Annotated in this window: 18 protein-coding genes and 1 other annotated feature; of the genes, 13 read left to right on the top strand and 5 right to left on the bottom strand. The window is 37.6% G+C overall.

The annotated features are described in order from the left end of the window. Window positions 1-24: 24 nt before the first annotated feature. Window positions 25-1,023 (bottom strand): LacI family DNA-binding transcriptional regulator, encoded by a 999-nt coding sequence (locus IGL32_RS05725; protein WP_002357697.1) that lies wholly within the window; start codon window positions 1,021-1,023, stop codon window positions 25-27. A gap of 142 nt (window positions 1,024-1,165) precedes the next feature. On the opposite strand from IGL32_RS05725, the gene IGL32_RS05730 reads away from it, so the two are divergent. Next, on the top strand, window positions 1,166-2,560 hold the full coding sequence (locus IGL32_RS05730; RefSeq protein ID WP_002357694.1) for a 6-phospho-beta-glucosidase: 1,395 nt from the start codon (window positions 1,166-1,168) through the stop codon (window positions 2,558-2,560). Between the two features lie 25 nt (window positions 2,561-2,585). On the opposite strand, the gene IGL32_RS05735 is transcribed toward IGL32_RS05730, so the two are convergent. Next, the gene (locus tag IGL32_RS05735) at window positions 2,586-3,092 is read right to left on the bottom strand and encodes a hypothetical protein (protein ID WP_002357693.1); all 507 of its coding nucleotides are present in this window, start codon (window positions 3,090-3,092) and stop codon (window positions 2,586-2,588) included. A 245-nt stretch (window positions 3,093-3,337) separates the two neighbouring features. Between IGL32_RS05735 and abc-f the strand changes: the two genes are divergently transcribed. After that, the gene (abc-f, locus tag IGL32_RS05740) at window positions 3,338-4,804 is read left to right on the top strand and encodes a ribosomal protection-like ABC-F family protein (RefSeq protein WP_197080440.1); all 1,467 of its coding nucleotides are present in this window, start codon (window positions 3,338-3,340) and stop codon (window positions 4,802-4,804) included. A gap of 40 nt (window positions 4,805-4,844) precedes the next feature. Here abc-f and IGL32_RS05745 read toward each other — a convergent pair whose 3' ends face one another. Beyond that, window positions 4,845-6,131, bottom strand: a complete 1,287-nt coding sequence (locus tag IGL32_RS05745; RefSeq protein ID WP_002357691.1) for an NAD(P)/FAD-dependent oxidoreductase — start codon at window positions 6,129-6,131, stop codon at window positions 4,845-4,847. A gap of 137 nt (window positions 6,132-6,268) precedes the next feature. Between IGL32_RS05745 and gdhA the strand changes: the two genes are divergently transcribed. Beyond that, window positions 6,269-7,615, top strand: a complete 1,347-nt coding sequence (gdhA, locus tag IGL32_RS05750; RefSeq protein ID WP_430600112.1) for an NADP-specific glutamate dehydrogenase — start codon at window positions 6,269-6,271, stop codon at window positions 7,613-7,615. A 181-nt stretch (window positions 7,616-7,796) separates the two neighbouring features. After that, on the top strand, window positions 7,797-9,146 hold the full coding sequence (locus IGL32_RS05755; protein ID WP_002357685.1) for a glucose-6-phosphate isomerase: 1,350 nt from the start codon (window positions 7,797-7,799) through the stop codon (window positions 9,144-9,146). A 65-nt stretch (window positions 9,147-9,211) separates the two neighbouring features. Here the strand turns inward: IGL32_RS05755 and IGL32_RS05760 are convergent, their stop codons facing one another. Together IGL32_RS05760 and nrdI are read right to left on the bottom strand one after the other, a co-directional pair. Then, window positions 9,212-9,391: a hypothetical protein gene (locus IGL32_RS05760; RefSeq protein ID WP_002357684.1), complete on the bottom strand. Its 180-nt coding sequence runs from the start codon at window positions 9,389-9,391 to the stop codon at window positions 9,212-9,214. Window positions 9,392-9,449: 58 nt separating this feature from the next. Then, window positions 9,450-9,893, bottom strand: a complete 444-nt coding sequence (nrdI, locus tag IGL32_RS05765) for a class Ib ribonucleoside-diphosphate reductase assembly flavoprotein NrdI (RefSeq protein ID WP_002389303.1) — start codon at window positions 9,891-9,893, stop codon at window positions 9,450-9,452. A gap of 207 nt (window positions 9,894-10,100) precedes the next feature. After that, window positions 10,101-10,148 (top strand) — a sequence feature (sodium ion sensor (DUF1646 type); this cis-regulatory element may regulate processes involved in with the transportation of sodium ions). A 116-nt stretch (window positions 10,149-10,264) separates the two neighbouring features. Here nrdI and IGL32_RS05770 point away from each other — a divergent pair. Genes IGL32_RS05770 through IGL32_RS05810 form a run of 9 tightly spaced genes read left to right on the top strand, consistent with a single transcriptional unit; the run spans window position 10,265 to window position 18,783 of the window. Next, a complete protein-coding gene (locus tag IGL32_RS05770; protein ID WP_002404376.1) occupies window positions 10,265-10,588 on the top strand; it encodes a V-type ATPase subunit F in 324 nt (107 codons plus the stop codon). After that, window positions 10,578-12,557 carry a V-type ATP synthase subunit I gene (locus IGL32_RS05775; RefSeq protein ID WP_002361772.1) on the top strand — a complete coding sequence of 660 codons (1,980 nt, stop codon included), beginning with the start codon at window positions 10,578-10,580 and terminating at the stop codon, window positions 12,555-12,557. The genes IGL32_RS05770 and IGL32_RS05775 overlap by 11 nt, the downstream gene beginning before the upstream one ends. 27 nt (window positions 12,558-12,584) lie before the next feature. Further along, on the top strand, window positions 12,585-13,058 hold the full coding sequence (locus IGL32_RS05780; protein WP_002363905.1) for a V-type ATP synthase subunit K: 474 nt from the start codon (window positions 12,585-12,587) through the stop codon (window positions 13,056-13,058). Between the two features lie 16 nt (window positions 13,059-13,074). After that, the gene (locus IGL32_RS05785; protein WP_002360397.1) at window positions 13,075-13,656 is read left to right on the top strand and encodes a V-type ATP synthase subunit E; all 582 of its coding nucleotides are present in this window, start codon (window positions 13,075-13,077) and stop codon (window positions 13,654-13,656) included. Between the two features lie 16 nt (window positions 13,657-13,672). Then, complete coding sequence (locus IGL32_RS05790; protein WP_002397271.1) at window positions 13,673-14,674, top strand: V-type ATPase subunit; 1,002 nt, start codon at window positions 13,673-13,675, stop codon at window positions 14,672-14,674. Next, window positions 14,664-14,975 carry a V-type ATP synthase subunit F gene (locus IGL32_RS05795; RefSeq protein ID WP_002357676.1) on the top strand — a complete coding sequence of 104 codons (312 nt, stop codon included), beginning with the start codon at window positions 14,664-14,666 and terminating at the stop codon, window positions 14,973-14,975. Before IGL32_RS05790 ends, IGL32_RS05795 begins: the two co-directional genes overlap by 11 nt. Before the next feature lie 17 nt (window positions 14,976-14,992). After that, a complete protein-coding gene (locus IGL32_RS05800) occupies window positions 14,993-16,774 on the top strand; it encodes a V-type ATP synthase subunit A (RefSeq protein WP_162782833.1) in 1,782 nt (593 codons plus the stop codon). After that, window positions 16,767-18,143 carry a V-type ATP synthase subunit B gene (locus IGL32_RS05805; protein ID WP_002357674.1) on the top strand — a complete coding sequence of 459 codons (1,377 nt, stop codon included), beginning with the start codon at window positions 16,767-16,769 and terminating at the stop codon, window positions 18,141-18,143. The genes IGL32_RS05800 and IGL32_RS05805 overlap by 8 nt, the downstream gene beginning before the upstream one ends. Window positions 18,144-18,147: 4 nt before the next feature. Continuing rightward, window positions 18,148-18,783, top strand: coding sequence for a V-type ATP synthase subunit D (locus IGL32_RS05810; protein WP_002357673.1), 636 nt, complete (start codon window positions 18,148-18,150; stop codon window positions 18,781-18,783). Window positions 18,784-18,826 lie beyond the last annotated feature (43 nt).

The raw sequence follows: 18,826 nt of genomic DNA on the forward strand, positions 1-18,826 counted from the left end.
CTCTAAAAGGACCCGGTAAATCAGTCAAAGTGACTGATCTGCCGGGTCTTTTTTAGGCACCGTTCGTCGTTCAACTAGACGAACGGTTAATTTTTTTTCAGGAATCTTCGTCTGATTTAATTGGTTGTATAGGTAAATAAATGAGTTTTCGGCTTGATACTGAATGGCATAATCAACAGTCGTAATATGCATCAACTCACTGACATAACTATTATCAAAGCCAATGACAGCGACATCGCGAGGAACGGCATAATTTAGATTTTCAAGTTCTGAAATAAACTCAGCTGCTACGTGATCATTATAAAAGGCCAAAGCTTCTGGCTTGTCGGTTAATTGTTGCCAGTAATGGGCAATTTTGCGACCAGAATGGTTAGTATACTGATCATTAATCAGCCACTCAGCTTGCCAAGGTGCCTGAGTGTTTTCATAAAAATCTTTCATTGCACGTTTTCGTGCGTGCGTGTTTAAGTTTTCGGGATTACCAAGGACATGACCAATTTTTTGGTATCCTTGTTGTTGTAAATATTCTAAGGAACGATAATAACCAGAGTAATGATCAATGTAGGAAGAGTATATATTAGGTGAATCGATACGATGCCAGGTTGCTAAAGGGCCATACGCGCTGTAAGGCTCAATCACCGACCATTCATTTGTTCGTGTCAATAAAAACAAGCCATCTAATTGTTTGTATTTTAATTGGTTCAAGGCATCAATTTCTTTCTGCTGATCGCCGTCTGTAAAAAATAAGGTTACGGAATAATTGTATTTTTTGGCAATTGAAATAAAGCGATTCAAGAAAATACCTAAGGAACCTAAATAGCTAGGGGCTAAAAAGCCAATGGTTTTTGTGGCACCTGCTCGTAAATTCCGCGCCACATAATTCGGGGTATAATTTAATTCTTTCATTGCTTTGAGAATTTTTTCTTGACTATCGGCACTTACATATCCTTTTCCAGAAATTAAGCGAGAAACAGTCGATTTCGAGACACCGGCAACTTTTGCTACATCAATGATAGACGTCATTTTTTTACCTCCAAAGTGGAATGTATTCTTATAAGAAGTATAGCATACATTTTTTTGAAAATAGTGCTTGACATGGGAACATTCCCATAATTTATCCTAAATATGTAAACGATAACAATTTAATCAAGGAGGAAGAAGACGGATGACAAGAGGAGCATTAAAAATTGCAACAATTGGTGGCGGTTCTAGTTATACACCTGAATTAATTGAAGGATACATCAAAAGAAAAGATGAACTGCCAATTAAGGAAATTTGGTTAGTCGATATTGAAGCTGGTAAAGAAAAATTGGAAATCGTTGGTGCAATGGCGAAGCGCATGATTAAAGCTGCTGGTTTAGATTGGGAAGTTCATTTAACATTGGACCGTGAAGCAGCCTTAAAAGGGGCGGATTTTGTTTCAACACAGTTCCGTGTAGGATTATTAGATGCTCGCATTAAAGATGAACGGATTCCTTTGTCCCATGGAGTATTAGGCCAAGAAACAAATGGCGCAGGAGGAATGTTTAAAGCATTTCGAACAATTCCTGTCATTTTAGCTATTATTGACGATATGAAACGTCTTTGCCCAGATGCTTGGTTAGTGAATTTTACCAATCCAGCTGGAATGGTTACGGAAGCTGCAATTAAACATGGCGGTTGGAAAAAAACAGTTGGCTTATGTAATGTGCCGATTGGTCATAGAAAACAAGCGGCCGAAATGCTGGGAATTCCAGAAGAAGACTTATTCTTTAAATTTGCTGGAATTAATCATTTCCATTGGCACCGCGTTTGGGACAAAGAAGGACAAGAGCGAACACAAGAACTCATTGATTTAATTTACGGACCTAAGCAAGAGCAAGAAAGTCATTTGAAAAATATTTTTGATGCGCCGTTCCATTATGAACAGTTAAAAGATTTAGGAATGTTACCATGTGGTTATCATCGCTATTATTATATTGAAGATGAGATGTTGAAGCATTCCATCGAAGAGTATGAACGGGGCGAAACAAGAGCACAAGTGGTTAAAGAAACGGAAGGTCGTCTGTTTGAATTGTATAAAGATCCCAAACTAGATTACAAACCAAAAGAATTAGAAGAACGGGGCGGCACACACTATAGCGATGCAGCTTGTGAAATGATTGCATCAATTTATAATGATAAACGAACGGATATGGTTGTTTCTACTGAAAATAATGGGACAATTACTGATTTACCGTATGATTGTGTTGTAGAAGTATCTGGACCTGTGACAGCTCATGGCCATGAACCTTACAACTGGGGGGCCTTTCCGCCAGCAGCACGAGGAATTATTCAAAATATGAAAGCTATGGAAGAAACGGTTATTCGAGCAGCCATCAATGGTGATTACGGCGCAGCATTGCATGCTTTCACTATTAATCCATTAGTTCCTGGCGGCGTCATGGCGAAGACCTTGTTGGACGAATTATTAATTGCCCACAAAGCGCATTTACCGAATTTTGCAGATGCGATTAATAAAATTGAAGAAACACAACCAGAAACAGTCACATATGTGGCCGAATTAATGAAAAGTAATTAAAAAATATCGCACGCTAAAGATTCGTTTAGTGTGCGATACTTTTTTTAGAATAGGAAGCAAAGGATTCCGTTTTTTTCTTGACAGTAAAATGATAGGTTTGTTGCCGGAACAGCCACTGAATACCAGAGTAAATTAAAATTTCAGCAATAATAAACGTCGAAAGTTTCTGTGCGGAAAGGAATAATAGCGTTAAAATTAAAAATAAGACGACACAGGTATAAAAAACATGTTGCAATTTTTTAGAATTGATAATCGTGATTTCTTTGGTATCTTCAGTAACTTCAATGCGCCGATAAAATTGGAACCAGCCTTCATAGAACGTTAAAACATCTCCAGGATCAGCCTCAATTTCAATAGGTACATTAGTAAAAAGTTTCCCTTGATGCACACCATTTTTATAAAATGTAAAATAGCGTAACGCGCCCCAAGCTGATGTTTTTCGTGTCAATGTAATCTTCATGGTTTTCACCTCCGTCTTTATTTTGCCATAGTTTCGGTAAAATTGTATCCTACTAAAGTCCGATTCTCTCATTTTAGGGTCAGAATTGACAAAAGAAAGCAGAGGTGTTAATGTGGGAGTAATTAAACGAGGAGGTATAATTGTATGTTGGCATCTATCAGAATTTGGATTGACTTTTTGACAAAATAAATTGAATAAATCTTATCAAAAAGTCTGAAATTAAAATTCATGGGTGACGTGTGTACTTTTATACGAAACTACAAGGATAGCGATTAGGCTGTCCTTTTTTGCGTACCCAAGATTCTTTCGTTTCAGAAATGAAAGAAGAGGGCGAAATGAAAAAATTAAGTATTCATCTGAAAGAAGTAAGTATTCACTTTTCGGGAAAACCAATTCTAGAAATTGATGAATTATTTGTATATGAAAATGAAAAAATTGGGATTATTGGTAAAAACGGCGCAGGAAAATCAGCACTGCTCAATTTAATTATGGGTAAGATTCAATCAGATAAAGGAAAAGTTCAAAGATTGAACGACTTTCATTACTTGGCACAAGTAGCTGAAGAAATAACGAATGAATCAGAGAAAACTGACAAAAACTGTTTGCTAAATCAGAAAAATCAAAAACTAAGTGGTGGCGAAAAAGTCCAAAAACGCTTAGCAACATTATTTTCAGAGTATCCAACCGGGGTTATTTTAGATGAACCAACCACACATTTAGATAAAGAACATCGTCAGTTGTTAGTGGCAGATTTAACGTATTATTATGGGACCGTTTTGTTTGTTAGTCATGATCGCTTTTTCTTGAATCAATTAGCAGAGAAAATTTGGGAAGTTTCGGATGGACATGTCAAAGAATATTTAGGGAACTACGATGCGTATTGTCGTCAAAAAGAATTGGAACAGCAAACACAATATAATGTCTATCATCAATATCAAAAGGAAAAGAAAAAATTACAGGAATCTTACGCAAAGAAACAAGCACAAGCGCAAAAATCTAGTCATCTTTCAAAAAAACAAAAACAAAAGCAAATTAAACCTAGTCGTTTAGCTGGTTCTAAACAAAAAGATACCGTACAAAAAGCACTCCAAAAACAAGCGAAAGCGATTAATGCCAGAATTGACAGATTACCCGATGTTGCGCAAGCAAAACAAGAGCGAAAAATTATTTTTCCTACTAATAATCAGTTCTCTTTATACAATCCATATCCAATTAGAATTGAAAATTTAACTTTCGCTTATGAGAATCGAACAATTCTTAACCAAGTGAACGTTCAAATTCCTTTAAACGAAAAAATAGCACTTTGTGGAAAAAATGGTGCTGGGAAGAGTACCTTCCTTCAACAAATTGAAGCTCGTCACCCGGCCATTTACTTTTCTCCCAAAGTCCGGTTAGGAACGTATCATCAATTAGATTATCGATTAAAAAATGATGAACCACTGTTGACTTATTTATTGAAACGGACAAATTATTCTGAAAAGATTGTGCGTTCACTTTTATATCGGCTAGGTTTTCAACAAGAAAATTTACAGACAAAGATATCTTCTCTAAGTGGTGGCGAAGCCATAAAAATTACTTTGGCGCAATTATTTATAGAACCAAATAATATCATCTTATTGGATGAACCCACCAATTTTCTTGATTTAGAGACAATCCAAGCACTTGAAGAATTTATAAGTGCCTATCAAGGAACAGTAATTTTCACCTCGCATGATGAAACGTTTGTGGAAAAAGTAGCCACCCGCACTATTTATTTAGAAAACGGGAAAATTATTGATAAATAAAAAAAGTAAACAAAAAGTCGCTATTTTAGCGACTTTTTGTTTAGACTTCTTCAATTGGTAAATAGGTGTATTCTGCAATTTCTGCGGCATGGGAGCCAGCAACATGTCCAGTGACAAATGCAGCTGTAACATTGTAGCCTCCAGTATAGCCATTAATATCTAAAAGTTCACCAGCAAAAAATAAACCATTGACTAATTTGCTCTCCATTGTTTTAGGGGTCACTTCTTTGAGGGAAATCCCACCGCCTGTGACAAAAGATTTTTCCAAAGGCAATGTTTTCGTAACAGTGAACTGAAAGTCTTTCAGTAGTTCCACAAAGGAAAGACGTTGCTTTTCTGTCAGTTGTTTGGCAGGCACTTCTTCAATTGCTAGTTTCTCTAGATAAAAAGTAAGCAGACGTTCTGGTATTAAAGAATGAAAGGCATTTTTTGCCACTTTATTTGGCTGTTCCTCAATCATGTAATCAACATTTTTCAGCACTTCTTCAAAAGATTTTGTCGGAAACACATCCAAGGCTACCGTGACAGGTTGATTACCGTTGCGAGTTAATTCTTGGTTAATAAAACTAGAACAGCGGAGCGCGGCAGGTCCTGAAATGCCAAAATGTGTAAACAGCATATCCATTTGATGATTAACTAAAGGTTTTCCTTTTTGGTTCAAAACAGTTAAATTAACATCTTGTAAAGAGAGACCTTGCAACGTTTTATCAAGGATAAAAGGTTCTTCAGAAATAATAGGTGATTCGGTAGGGTAGAGTGGGCTGATGGTATGCCCCATTTTTTTGGCTAGTTTATAGCCATCACCAGTTGCTCCTGTGGAAGGATAAGTGCGGCCGCCAGTTGTTAATACAACACACGGCGCATAAATTTTTTCCAGTTCGGTTTCAACGCCAATTATTTGATCGTCTTTTCGTAGTAATTTTGTGACCTGTGTTTTTGTAAAAACAGTGACTCCTAATTCGTTAATGCGGTTAAATAGCGCATCAACAATTGACTTCGATTTATCTGTAACAGGGAACATGCGTCCGTGATCTTCTTCTTTTAAGTGAATACCATTGGATTCAAAAAAGTTCATGATATCATAGTTATCAAATTGTGAAAATGCGCTGTATAAAAATTTTCCATTCCCAGGAATAAATGAAATGATTTCTTCTGCGGGCCGATTATTAGTTACATTACAGCGGCCGCCACCAGTCATTAATAATTTTTTCCCAACACGGCGATTTTTTTCAATCAATAATACTTGAGCGCCTGCTTCTGCGGCCGCAATCGTGGCCATCATACCGCTCGTCCCAGCACCGACAATAATTACATCAAATTTCTTCATAGTTCTCCTCCAATTCAATAGGTAGTGTACCATAATTACGGGATTTTTTCTGGATTTAAGGAAAAAATAAACGTTTGACTATGGTAATTTTTGAATTTTCAGTTAAAATAAACCTATAACAATGAGAGGATGATTAAATGGACGCAAAACAATATGTTAAAAATATTCAAGAAAAAATTCACCAATTAGACCAAGGTCAAACAGAATATTTACAAGCAGTCGATGAGTTTTTACCAACCGTAGAAGGTTTTTTAGAAAAAAATCCTCAATACATTGAAGCAAATGTTTTAGGTGTCTTGATTGAACCTGAACGTATTTTTCAATTTCGTGTGCCGTGGCAAGATGATCAGGGCAATTGGCATGTGAACAGAGGCTATCGTGTCCAATATAATTCAGCGATTGGACCATACAAAGGTGGTTTGCGGTTTCATCCAAGTGTGAATTTAAGTGTGATGAAGTTTTTGGCCTTTGAACAAATTTTTAAAAATAGTTTAACTGGTTTGCCAATCGGTGGCGGCAAAGGCGGTAGTGATTTTGATCCAAAAGGTAAGTCAGATGCTGAAGTGATGCGCTTTTGTCAAAGTTTCATGACCGAACTTCAAAAACATATTGGTCCAAGTACAGATGTTCCAGCAGGCGATATTGGCGTAGGCGCTCGTGAAATTGGTTATTTGTTTGGCATGTATAAACGCTTGCGCAACTATGATGCAGGAGTGTTGACTGGAAAACCTTTAGGATACTGGGGAAGCCAAGCAAGAACAGAAGCGACGGGTTATGGAACGGTTTATTTTGTTAAACATTTATTAGCAGATAAAAAAGATACGTTTGAAGGCAAAAAAGTCGCTGCTTCTGGTAGCGGGAATGTCGCAATTTATGCCATGGAAAAAGCAACTGAGCTAGGCGCCACAGTAATCACATGTTCCGATTCGTCTGGTTTTGTCTATGATCCAGAAGGAATTGATGTGGCGTTAGTAAAAGAACTAAAAGAAAAAAATCGTGAACGCATTTCAAAATATGTTGAAACACGTAAAGGCGCAACTTATTATGATAAAGAATCTGTTTGGGATTTCGAAACAGCGTATGACATTGCGTTACCATGTGCAACACAAAATGAAATCAACGAAAAGCAAGCCGCTATTTTAGTGAAAAATGGAGTGAAAGTCGTGGCAGAAGGCGCAAATATGCCTTGTACACTAGAAGCAGTCGCCGTTTTTGCTAAATCAGCTGTAATTTATTGTCCAGGCAAAGCCGCTAATGCAGGTGGTGTTGCGGTTTCTGCATTAGAGATGAGCCAAAATGCTGAACGTTTAGCTTGGTCCTTTGAAAAAGTTGACGGTATGCTAGATCAAATTATGCAAAACATTTATGAGACTTGTCGTGATACAGCTAACGAATATCAGGCACGAGATAACTTTGTTTTAGGTGCGAATATTGCTGGCTTTGAAAAAGTAGCGGCAGCGATGCTGAGTCAAGGACTTGTTTAATAACAAAAAATGCTAGGATTTCCTAGCATTTTTTCTTGGTTTGTTTGATTAAGAGAATAAATATCTCTAATTAAATAGTTAAAATTAAACAATTGGTCTATCCAAAAGAATTTGCTTGAAAAAATGTCTAAAAACACGTAAAGTATACATGTAGTAAGTTTACTTTCGAGGAGGAAAAGGAATGTCACACATTCAATTAGATTATTCCAAATTAGCACCATTTGTTGCTGACCATGAATTGGAATACATGCAAACACAAGTCACTGCAGTGGACAAAGCATTACGTGAAGGTACAGGAGCTGGTAATGATTTTACTGGCTGGATTGATTTACCAGAAAACTATGACAAAGAAGAATTCGCGCGCATTAAAAAAGCAGCAGCAAAAATTCAATCTGACTCTGAGGTATTAGTAGTCATTGGTATCGGTGGTTCATATTTAGGTGCCCGTGCAGCAATTGAATTTTTGACACATTCATTTAATAATCTATTATCAAAAGAAGAACGGAAAGCGCCACAAATCTTCTTTGCTGGAAATAGCATCAGCTCAACTTATTTAGCTGATTTAATCAATGTGATTGGTGATCGTGATTTTTCTGTCAACGTTATTTCAAAATCTGGAACTACGACAGAACCAGCGATTGCTTTCCGCGTCTTTAAAGAGTTATTAATTAATAAATATGGCAAAGAAGAAGCCAATAAACGTATTTATGCGACAACTGACCGTGCTAAAGGAGCAGTAAAAGTTGAAGCTGATGCGGAAGGTTGGGAAACATTTGTGATTCCTGATGATGTGGGCGGCCGTTTCACTGTTTTAACGCCAGTAGGTCTTTTACCAATCGCTGTTAGCGGTGCGGATATTGATCGTTTAATGGAAGGTGCAAATGATGCCCGTAAAGAATACGGCGCAACGAGCGACTTAAAAGAAAACCAAGCCTATCAATATGCTGCGTTACGTAACATTTTATATCGCAAAGGCAAAACAACTGAAATGTTAATTAACTATGAGCCTGGCATGCACTATTTCTCTGAATGGTGGAAACAATTATACGGTGAATCAGAAGGAAAAGATGGCAAAGGTATTTTCCCAGCAGCCGCAGACTTTTCAACTGACTTACATTCCATGGGTCAATATGTTCAAGAAGGTATGCGTAACTTATTTGAAACAGTGGTTAAAATTGAAAATCCACGCCATAGCATTTCAATTCCAGAACAAAATGAAGACTTAGATGGCCTAGGCTATTTACAAGGAAAAGAAATTGACTTCGTCAATACAAAAGCGTTCGAAGGTACGTTGCTTGCTCACACAGATGGTGGTGTGCCAAACATGATCGTTAAAGTGCCAACAATGGATGCTTATTCATTAGGTTATGTTATGTACTTCTTCGAAATTGCAGTGGGCATCTCAGGTTACTTAAATGGGGTTAATCCATTTGACCAACCAGGTGTTGAAGCTTACAAACGCAACATGTTCGCTTTATTAGGTAAACCAGGTTTTGAAGAATTAGCAAAAGATTTAAATGCACGTCTATAATTTGTAAATAACAGAAGAAAAGAGCCAGAAACACTTACGTTTCTGGCTCTTTTCTTCTGTTTAAATTATTTTTCCAATGGTTCGTTCCATTTTTTAGGACTCCAAATAGTTCCTTCCAATGCAACTTGAAGACTTTCATTATCATCTTCTAATTGTTCAATATATTTGATGGTTTCCTCGATAATAAAAGAATTGGGTTCTTCACTGATTGACTGAAGTTGTTCTGCTAACCATGTATTTCTCATTTTTCTTCACCTCAAAATGTAGTCTATCATAGGTGAGCTTTTTAGTAATGAAACTTGCTTATTGGTTTTCCTTTAAAATAGCATAAATTCGTTCAATATCCGCTTGGGTACCTCTTAATTCATAGTCAGCTAAGAAGGGGAAGTTAAATTGTTCCGCATACTGTTTAGCTGTCAGGCAGTATTGGTGGTTAAAGTTTTTATTGCCGCTGCCCACCACGCCAGAGCAATAACGATAATTATTTTCAAAAGCAAGATATTCTCGCATGACTTCTGTTAAAATTTCGGTATTGCCGTTGTTGATGCCATCGCCACCATCTAAATAGGTAGGCACAAAGGTAAAAAATGGTTCTGTTTCTACTTCTAACGGAGAATTTTCCGAAATTTCTTTGAAAGTAATCGTAGGATTTTTTTCGTTTTGCTGATGTTGCTCTTCAGCATAAGTTGTTAAACGTTGAACAAATGAGCGTGTATTACCAGAGATTGAAATATATCGTATATTCATCAGAGATCCCTCCAAATAAATTTAATTGTTTACGTAAGTATAGCACATCTATGTGAAAAAAATTCAAGATCAATAATTATAAAGCGAAAAAATAATGCCTTTTTATTACCTATTATAAAAGTGAAAATTTGTTATTTTAATTCATTTGGGTAAGTATTGAATTTTGCGAAAAACTTTGCTAAGATGGTAGAGTATTGAATAAAGAATGGTTGGGCGAAAGCTTCAAGGATTCAGTTCTTCAAGGGGTGAGAAGAACAATTTTTGAGTTTGCGCCTTTTTGCATACCTAAAACAAAAGGGCTGAGCGTATCTCTATTTCGCTAGTCCTTTTTCTTATATGCTAAAGGTGTAAAAACTAAGGAGGTGGAGACAATGGTACAAGAAGTACTAGAGCAAATCAAGGCAGCGGAAGATGCGGTGGAAGAGCATCGGCAACAAGCTAAGATGAATTGTCGTTTATATGAAGAACAGAAGCAAGAACGTTTAGCTGAACTACGTCAAGAGAGTGAAGAAGCTGTTGAAAAAGTGCTGACGGATTCACTAGCAACGCAAGAAAAGATGTTACAACTTGAAAAAGAACAACTTTTAGATGAAACAAAGCGCACTGAACAAGCGCTTCACGAACGTTACGAAACGAACAAAGAACAAGTCATTGATTCAATTATTGAGAGGGTGAAAGACGTTTATGGCAGTTAGTAAAATGGAAAAAATGACAATAATTGCCGCTGCCGAAAAAGAAGCAGCAATTCTACAAGCCATTCAAGGCTTGCAAATTGTCGAAGTAAAACGGATTTTTCATTCGCCTGAGGAAGAACAAGCCTTAAAGAGTCAATATTCTTTTTTACAAGCAGAACAGTCAACTGAACAGCTACGTAAATATGAAACGATGCTACAACAATTGCAAGAGCTTCTTTTATTTTTGACACGCTCTTCAGGAAAAGGGTTAAAGATAAAAAGAAAAGTCTATACCTTAGAAGAGTTGGAACAAACCTTTGATGAAGAAACATTACAAAGCTATTTGACGGAATTAAAGAATATTCAAGAATCTTTGAAACAAATTCAAACGGATCGTCAAGGATTAGAAGCTGAAGAAGAATTATTAGGCCGCTGGCAATATCTGGATATTTTACCGCATAAACAGCAGTTAAAAAGTAGTTATGTCGTTCATGGTTCGATAAATCTAGCCAATAAAGCCAGTTTCTTGAGCGCTTTGTCTCAATGGCCAACGGTTTATTTTGAAGAAATTTATCAAAGTATGCATCATAGTTACTTTACACTCGTTTACCTGAAGGAACATCAGCAGAGTGTAACCGAGTTATTAAACCAATATAGTTTTGAACCACTCCAATACCGTTATGATGTTCCGCCTAAAGAGGCATATCAACAAGTCAAAGAACGATATGAAATTTTACAAAAAGAAGAAAAAGCCTTAAAGCAACAACTTGCTTCTTATCATGACTTCTATGAAACGTTTTGCTTGGCTGAAGAAGTCTTATTGGCGGTTATCCAAAGAGAACAAGCACGTCAACATTTGTTAAATGCTTCATCATTTTTCATCTTGCAAACGTGGATTCCAGTCGAAGAAAAAGCCGATATTTTGACAGCGATTGAAGAAAAAGTTCCTAAGGACGAAATAGCTCTTACTTTTGAAAATCCTACGAAGGCGGAAATTGAGACGGATATACCAGTTAAACTAGCGAATAATAAATTGGTGCAGCCGTTTGAAATGTTAACAGAGATGTATAGCTTACCAAAATATGAAGAAGTTGATCCGACACCTGCGATGATGCCGTTTTATCTAGTCTTTTTTGGCATGATGGTAGCGGATATTGGCTATGGCTTACTGATGCTACTCTTGTCTATTATTGCTTTGAAAGCATTTGTGTTACCGAGAGGCATGAAACGTTTTGCCGACTTTTTCTTGATTTTATCATTTCCAACAATTATTTGGGGCTTCATTTACGGTTCGTTTTTCGGTGCAGCATTACCGCCAACAATGTTTGGAATCAAATCACCATTTCCGATTTTATCAACGACCGAAGATGTAAATACGATTCTTATTTTATCGGTTATTTTTGGGTTTATCCAATTGGTTGTCGGTTTAATGATTAATGGGATTCAGTTATCAAAACAAAAGCGCTATTTAGATAGTATTAACGAAAGTTACGCTTGGTTAGGGATTTTGTTTGGTTTAGCATTGTTAGTCGTTGGTAAATTAGTGGTTAAAAATGAAGGCTTATTTACAGCAGGTGCGATTTTAGCTAGTCTTTCTGCCATTGCAATTATTGTGATTCCAATGATTCAATCGAAGGCCAAATTAAAAGGCTTAGCCAAAGGACTGTATGGACTATACGGCGTGACAGGTTATGTCGGTGATTTAGTTAGCTATACACGTTTGATGGCGTTAGGAATTGCTGGGGGAAGTATTGCTTCAGCGTTTAATATGCTCGTTGAGTTCATGCCGCCAGTTGCCCGTTTTAGCGTGGGGATCTTGCTGTTAATTGTTTTACATGCGTTAAACATATTCTTATCGTTATTAGGTGCTTATGTTCATGGCGCACGTTTGCAATATGTTGAGTTCTTTGGAAAATTTTACACAGGCGGTGGCCGGGCGTTTAATCCGCTAAAAACAAAAGAAAAGTATGTCAATGTTGAGAAAAAATAGAAAATTATTTATTGGAGGAAAATAGAGATGATGGATTACTTAATTAATAATAATGGTGGAATTGTTTTTGCAGTATTAGGAATGGCGATGGCGACAATTTTTGCTGGGATTGGATCAGCCAAAGGGGTTGGCTTTACTGGGGAAGCAGCAGCAGCTTTAACGACGGAGCAGCCAGAAAAATTTGGTCAAGCGTTAATTTTACAGTTATTACCAGGTACACAAGGACTATACGGTTTCGTTATTGCTTTCTTAATTTATATTAACTTAGGAAACGATATGAGTATGGTTCAAGGATTGAACTATTTTGTAGCAGCTTTACCGATTGCCTTTGCTGGATTGTTCTCTGGGATTGCCCAAGGTCGTGTAGCCGCTGCGGGGATCCAAATTTTAGCGAAGAAACCAGAACATGCAACAAAAGGAATTATCTATGCTGCCATGGTTGAAACTTATGCCATCTTAGGGTTCGTAATTTCCTTCTTACTTGTATTGAACGTCAAATAATTGAGGAGGCAGATGGATGGATGCCATTGAAAAAATCATCAGTGAAATTAAGCAACAAGGAAAGCAAGAAGTCGAAGCCTATGTCACCAGTGAACAAACGCGCATCGATCAAGAATTCCAAGCAGCACAACAAGAAATTTTGCTGAAGCAAGAACATGAAATAGAAAAACGACAACAACAATTATTAAAAGAATTTAAACAACGCCAACAACGGCAAACACTAGAAATTCGTCAGGATGCATTAAATAAAAAACAAGCATATCTTAACCAATTATTTGATGAAGTGGTCTTAAAGATGAGTGAATGGTCAGCGGAAGAATTTCAACAATTTATGAAAGCACAATTAGGTTCACTTGAATTAACAGGAAAAGCGACCATTCTTTTAGGCGAGTATTCTCAAACGAAAGTGACGAAAGAATGGCTGACCGCCCTTTCTGATGCTACTGTTCAATGGGAGCTTTCAGAGGAAGTTGTTCCAAAAGAAAGTGGCTTTATCGTTGCAAAAGACGGTTTGGATTATAATTTTCTCTTTTCAGCATTAGTTGAAGAGATTCAAAAAACAGAAGGCTTTAAAGTAGCAGAAAAACTTTTCAGTTAAGAAGGGAGGACGTAGCATGAGAAAACCAACGTATCATCAAATTAATCCGCTGATTCGTTTAAAAGAAACGGAGCTGCTTTCTGAGCAACAGTTTCAACAACTTTTAGAAGCGGAAACAGTTGAAGACGTTAAAAATATGTTAAAAAGTACGGTTTATCAACCTTATTTAACCGAAACTTTTGAAGAAAAATTTGACTACCATTCTTCTGAAGCGCTGGGAAGTCTTTATCGCTGGTTATATGAAATGGCTCCAGAACCAGCTGTAGTAACGTTGTATACGATGCGTTTTACCTTCCATAACTTGAAAATTTTGACGAAAGCTGAGCGAACAGGTAAAGATTTTGATTATCTTTATTTAGAAGATGGTCGTTATTCTCTAAACACAGTCAAAAGTGCCATTCATACAAAAAACTCTTCCGAACTTGAGCCAGCATTATTAGAAGTGATCCGTGATGTTTTTGCCTATCTGGAAGAGGGCGGTTTGCCGCAAGCAATTGATATCCTTTATGATCGAGCATTTTTAAAGCAACAACGAAAATTGGCGGATGAATTGGGCTATGAAGAGTTAACGAAGGAAGTCATCGCTTTTATTGATTTAACCAATCTATCAACGATGGCTAGAGGGATTGTTCAACATCAAAACAGTAACTTTTTATCAACCGTGATTTCTAGCGCTGGCAGTCTCTCAAAGAAAGAGCTGTTGACCTATGCGGAAAAGTCACTTGTAGAATTTACAGCATTTGTCAGAACAACGAATTACGGACAACTATTAGAAAAGATTATCAATAAAGAAACCAATGAATTAAATTTATTGGCTTTTGAAAAACTCAAAGATGATTACCTGACCTCAATGTATGAAAACGGTCGAACGGTTGCTTTTGGGCCGCTCCCATTACTAGCCTTTTTGAATGCGAAAGAGGTTGAATGGAAAAATCTACGTTTAATTTTGGTCGGAAAACATAGTGGGTTTTCAAATGAAAAAATTCGAGAAAGGATGCGAAAAGTCAATGGGGTATAAAATTGGTGTCATTGGAGACAAAAATTCAATCTTACCATTTAAACTGTTTGGCTTTGAGGTCCATCATGCCATTTCAGAAATGCAAGTTAGAGAAGCCATTGAAACTATGGCAAAAAATAAGTTTGGGGTCATTTTCATAACGGAAGAAGCCTCTACTTTAGCAGAAGAAACGATTGAACGATACAAAGAACAAGTGACACCAGCGATTATTTTAATCCCAAGTCATAATGGTACAATCGGAATCGGTTTAAGTGAGATTGAAAAAAATGTTGAAAAAGCAATTGGACAAAATATTTTATAATGCAAAGGAGAATGAGCGTGCAAATTGGAAAAATTGTCAAAGTTTCAGGTCCTTTGATTTTAGCTGAAAACATGTCAGATGCTAGTATCCAAGACATTTGTCATGTAGGAGATTTAGGCGTTATCGGAGAGATTATTGAAATGCGAGGCGACGTCGCTTCGATTCAAGTATATGAAGAAACAACAGGCATTGGACCAGGAGAACCAGTTATTTCAACAGGAGAACCATTATCTGTTGAATTAGCCCCAGGTTTAATTGCCGAAATGTTTGATGGTATTCAACGACCATTGGATACATTTCAAGAAGTAACCCACAGTAACTTTTTAGGTCGTGGCGTTAAAATTGATGCGTTAGATCGTGAGAAAAAATGGACGTTTGAACCGACTGTGACAGTTGGTGAAGAAGTGTCGGCAGGTGACATCGTCGGTGTGGTTCAAGAAACACCGATTATTCAACATAAAATTATGGTGCCTTTCGGCGTTTCAGGAACGATTGCCGAAATTAAAGCAGGTGACTTTGCCATTGATGAAACAGTTTACTCAGTGGAAACGGCTAAAGGAACGGAAAGTTTTAGCATGATGCAAAAATGGCCCGTTCGGCGGGGACGTCCCATTTTAGAAAAACTAAGTCCCAAAGTACCGATGGTGACCGGACAACGCGTAATTGATACCTTTTTCCCAATTACGAAAGGCGGAGCGGCAGCAGTTCCAGGACCATTTGGCGCTGGAAAAACAGTCGTTCAGCACCAAATTGCTAAGTGGGCCGATGTCGACTTAGTCGTTTACGTTGGTTGTGGGGAACGCGGGAATGAAATGACAGATGTTTTAAATGAATTTCCAGAATTAATTGATCCAACAACTGGTGAGTCTTTGATGAATCGGACGATTTTAATTGCGAATACGTCAAATATGCCGGTAGCGGCACGGGAAGCCTCGATTTATACAGGGATTACCATTGCAGAATATTTCCGTGATATGGGTTACTCAGTCGCAATTATGGCGGATTCTACTTCTCGTTGGGCAGAAGCGTTACGAGAAATGAGTGGCCGGTTAGAAGAAATGCCTGGTGATGAAGGCTATCCAGCCTATTTAGGTAGCCGTTTAGCTGAATATTATGAACGAGCAGGACAAGTCATCGCGTTAGGAAAAGATCATCGTGAAGGAAGCATTACAGCGATTAGTGCGGTTTCGCCATCTGGTGGGGACATATCAGAACCTGTCACCCAAAATACGTTACGCGTTGTTAAAGTATTCTGGGGCTTAGATTCTCAATTAGCACAAAAGCGTCATTTTCCTTCTATTAACTGGTTGCAAAGTTATTCTCTTTACTCCACAGAAGTAGGGCAATATTTAGACTTGGAATTGCAAGGGAACTGGGCCGCTATGGTAGCTGAAGGGATGCGGATTTTACAAGAGGAATCTCAATTGGAAGAAATTGTTCGTTTGGTTGGGATTGATTCCTTGTCGGATAAAGACCGTTTAACGTTGGAAACAGCCAAATCATTACGGGAAGACTATTTGCAACAAAATGCTTTTGATGACGTGGATACGTTCACTTCTCGAACCAAACAAGCGAAAATGTTGCAATTGATTCTAACTTTTGGTGAAGAAGGTCAAAAAGCCTTAAGTTTAGGCACTTATTTCTCTGAGTTAATGGCGGGAACAGTTGAAATCCGTGATCGCATTGCTCGTAGCAAGTATTTACCAGAAGAAGAATTAGAAAAATTGGATCGTTTACAAGCAGAAATTAAAACAACGATAAAAGAAATCATTGCTGAAGGAGGAATGACGAATGATTAAAGAATATCGCACAATCAATGAAGTCGTTGGTCCTCTGATGATTGTTGAAAAAGTGGCAGGCGTAAAGTACGAAGAATTAATTGAAGTACGCATGCAAAATGGCGAAATTCGCCAAGGGCAAGTTTTAGAAATCAATGGAGATAAAGCGATGGTCCAAATTTTTGAAGGAACGAGTAACATCAATATTCGTGATTCAAAAGTTCGCTTTCTGGGACATCCTTTAGAATTAGGGGTTTCGCCAGATATGATGGGGCGCGTTTTTGACGGCTTAGGTCGCTTAAAAGATAATGGACCAGAATTATTACCTGAGAAAAAATTAGATATTAACGGCGAAGTTATCAATCCAGTTGCTCGTGATTATCCCGATGAGTTCATCCAAACAGGGATTTCAGCGATTGACCATTTAAATACCTTAGTTCGTGGTCAAAAATTACCTGTTTTTTCAGCTTCTGGCTTACCTCATAAAGAATTAGCGGCGCAAATTGCCAGACAAGCCAACGTGTTAAATAGTGAAGAAGAATTTGCCGTAGTTTTTGCGGCCATTGGGATTACCTTTGAAGAAGCGGAATATTTTATGGAAGATTTCCGTCAAACAGGCGCAATTGATCGTTCAGTCTTGTTTATGAACTTAGCGAATGATCCAGCCATTGAACGGATTGCAACACCTAGAATGGCTTTGACAGCTGCTGAATATTTAGCTTATGAAAAGGGCATGCATGTCTTAGTTATCATGACGGATATGACCAATTATTGCGAAGCGTTACGAGAAATTTCAGCAGCACGCCGTGAAGTTCCAGGACGTCGTGGTTACCCAGGTTATCTTTACACGAACTTAGCAACGTTGTATGAACGAGCAGGCCGAATTCGTGGCTCAAAAGGTTCCGTAACACAGATTCCTATTTTAACAATGCCAGAGGAGGATAAAACACATCCAATTCCCGATTTAACTGGTTATATTACAGAAGGGCAAATTATCTTGTCCCGGGAACTATATAAGAGCGGTATCCAGCCACCAATTGATGTCTTGCCATCACTTTCCCGTCTTAAAGACAAAGGAACTGGCGAAGGCAAAACGCGCGGGGATCACGCAGCAACGATGAATCAATTGTTCTCAGCCTATGCACAAGGGAAACAAGCCAAAGAATTAGCTGTCATTTTAGGAGAATCAGCTCTTTCCGATGTCGATAAAATTTACGCAGCTTTTGCCCAACGTTTTGAAGAAGAATATGTCAATCAAGGATTCGATACAAACCGTTCGATTGAAGAAACGTTAGATCTTGGGTGGGAACTATTAAGTATGCTACCGAGAACAGAACTAAAACGAATTAAAGAGGATATGCTCGATCAATACTTAACTGAAGGGAAGTAGAAAAATGGCTCGATTAAATGTTAATCCAACCCGTATGGAACTTTCCCGATTGAAAAAACAGTTAACTACGGCCACGAGAGGTCATAAGTTGCTGAAAGACAAACAAGATGAATTGATGCGACGGTTTATTGCGCTAGTCAAAGAAAACAATGAGTTACGTATTCAGGTTGAACAAGAAGTAACGGATGCGTTATCAAATTTTGTATTGGCAAATGCAACGTTGAACGAAGCCTTTATTGAAGAGTTAGTGGCAATTCCAGCCGAAAAAGTTGAATTAGAAATTATTGAACAGAACATCTTAAGTGTGCCAGTTCCTAAAATGATTTTTGATTACGATGAATCGGTTCAAGAAGCACCCTTAGATTATGGCTACGTGAATTCAAACAGCGAGCTTGATCAAGCTTTTGCTAAAATTTCAAGCATTTTACCGAAATTATTAGCACTTGCAAATGTTGAAAAGACGTGCCAATTATTATCAAAAGAAATTGAAAAAACGCGTCGTCGTGTCAACGCCTTAGAGTATATGACGATTCCACAATTAGAAGAAACAATTTACTACATTCAAATGAAATTAGAAGAAAATGAACGTGGCGAAATTACACGTTTAATTAAAATCAAAAGCATGAACAAAGAAAATTAGTGGTTAGAAAGAACGAGTGCGAAGCCAGTTGGTAGCTTTCGTG

The organism is Enterococcus sp. AZ035, from assembly GCF_050548325.1.
In the GTDB taxonomy this organism is placed as follows: domain Bacteria; phylum Bacillota; class Bacilli; order Lactobacillales; family Enterococcaceae; genus Enterococcus; species Enterococcus faecalis.

Bases quoted from the DNA above. Each gene is read 5' to 3' on its own strand.
- IGL32_RS05725 (WP_002357697.1), bottom strand. From the start codon at position 1,023: ATGACGTCTATCATTGATGTAGCAAAAGTTGCCGGTGTCTCGAAATCG.
- IGL32_RS05730 (WP_002357694.1), top strand. From the start codon at position 1,166: ATGACAAGAGGAGCATTAAAAATTGCAACAATTGGTGGCGGTTCTAGT.
- IGL32_RS05735 (WP_002357693.1), bottom strand. From the start codon at position 3,092: ATGAGAGAATCGGACTTTAGTAGGATACAATTTTACCGAAACTATGGC.
- abc-f (WP_197080440.1), top strand. From the start codon at position 3,338: ATGAAAGAAGAGGGCGAAATGAAAAAATTAAGTATTCATCTGAAAGAA.
- IGL32_RS05745 (WP_002357691.1), bottom strand. From the start codon at position 6,131: ATGAAGAAATTTGATGTAATTATTGTCGGTGCTGGGACGAGCGGTATG.
- gdhA (WP_430600112.1), top strand. From the start codon at position 6,269: ATGGACGCAAAACAATATGTTAAAAATATTCAAGAAAAAATTCACCAA.
- IGL32_RS05755 (WP_002357685.1), top strand. From the start codon at position 7,797: ATGTCACACATTCAATTAGATTATTCCAAATTAGCACCATTTGTTGCT.
- IGL32_RS05760 (WP_002357684.1), bottom strand. From the start codon at position 9,391: ATGAGAAATACATGGTTAGCAGAACAACTTCAGTCAATCAGTGAAGAA.
- nrdI (WP_002389303.1), bottom strand. From the start codon at position 9,893: ATGAATATACGATATATTTCAATCTCTGGTAATACACGCTCATTTGTT.
- IGL32_RS05770 (WP_002404376.1), top strand. From the start codon at position 10,265: ATGGTACAAGAAGTACTAGAGCAAATCAAGGCAGCGGAAGATGCGGTG.
- IGL32_RS05775 (WP_002361772.1), top strand. From the start codon at position 10,578: ATGGCAGTTAGTAAAATGGAAAAAATGACAATAATTGCCGCTGCCGAA.
- IGL32_RS05780 (WP_002363905.1), top strand. From the start codon at position 12,585: ATGATGGATTACTTAATTAATAATAATGGTGGAATTGTTTTTGCAGTA.
- IGL32_RS05785 (WP_002360397.1), top strand. From the start codon at position 13,075: ATGGATGCCATTGAAAAAATCATCAGTGAAATTAAGCAACAAGGAAAG.
- IGL32_RS05790 (WP_002397271.1), top strand. From the start codon at position 13,673: ATGAGAAAACCAACGTATCATCAAATTAATCCGCTGATTCGTTTAAAA.
- IGL32_RS05795 (WP_002357676.1), top strand. From the start codon at position 14,664: ATGGGGTATAAAATTGGTGTCATTGGAGACAAAAATTCAATCTTACCA.
- IGL32_RS05805 (WP_002357674.1), top strand. From the start codon at position 16,767: ATGATTAAAGAATATCGCACAATCAATGAAGTCGTTGGTCCTCTGATG.
- IGL32_RS05810 (WP_002357673.1), top strand. From the start codon at position 18,148: ATGGCTCGATTAAATGTTAATCCAACCCGTATGGAACTTTCCCGATTG.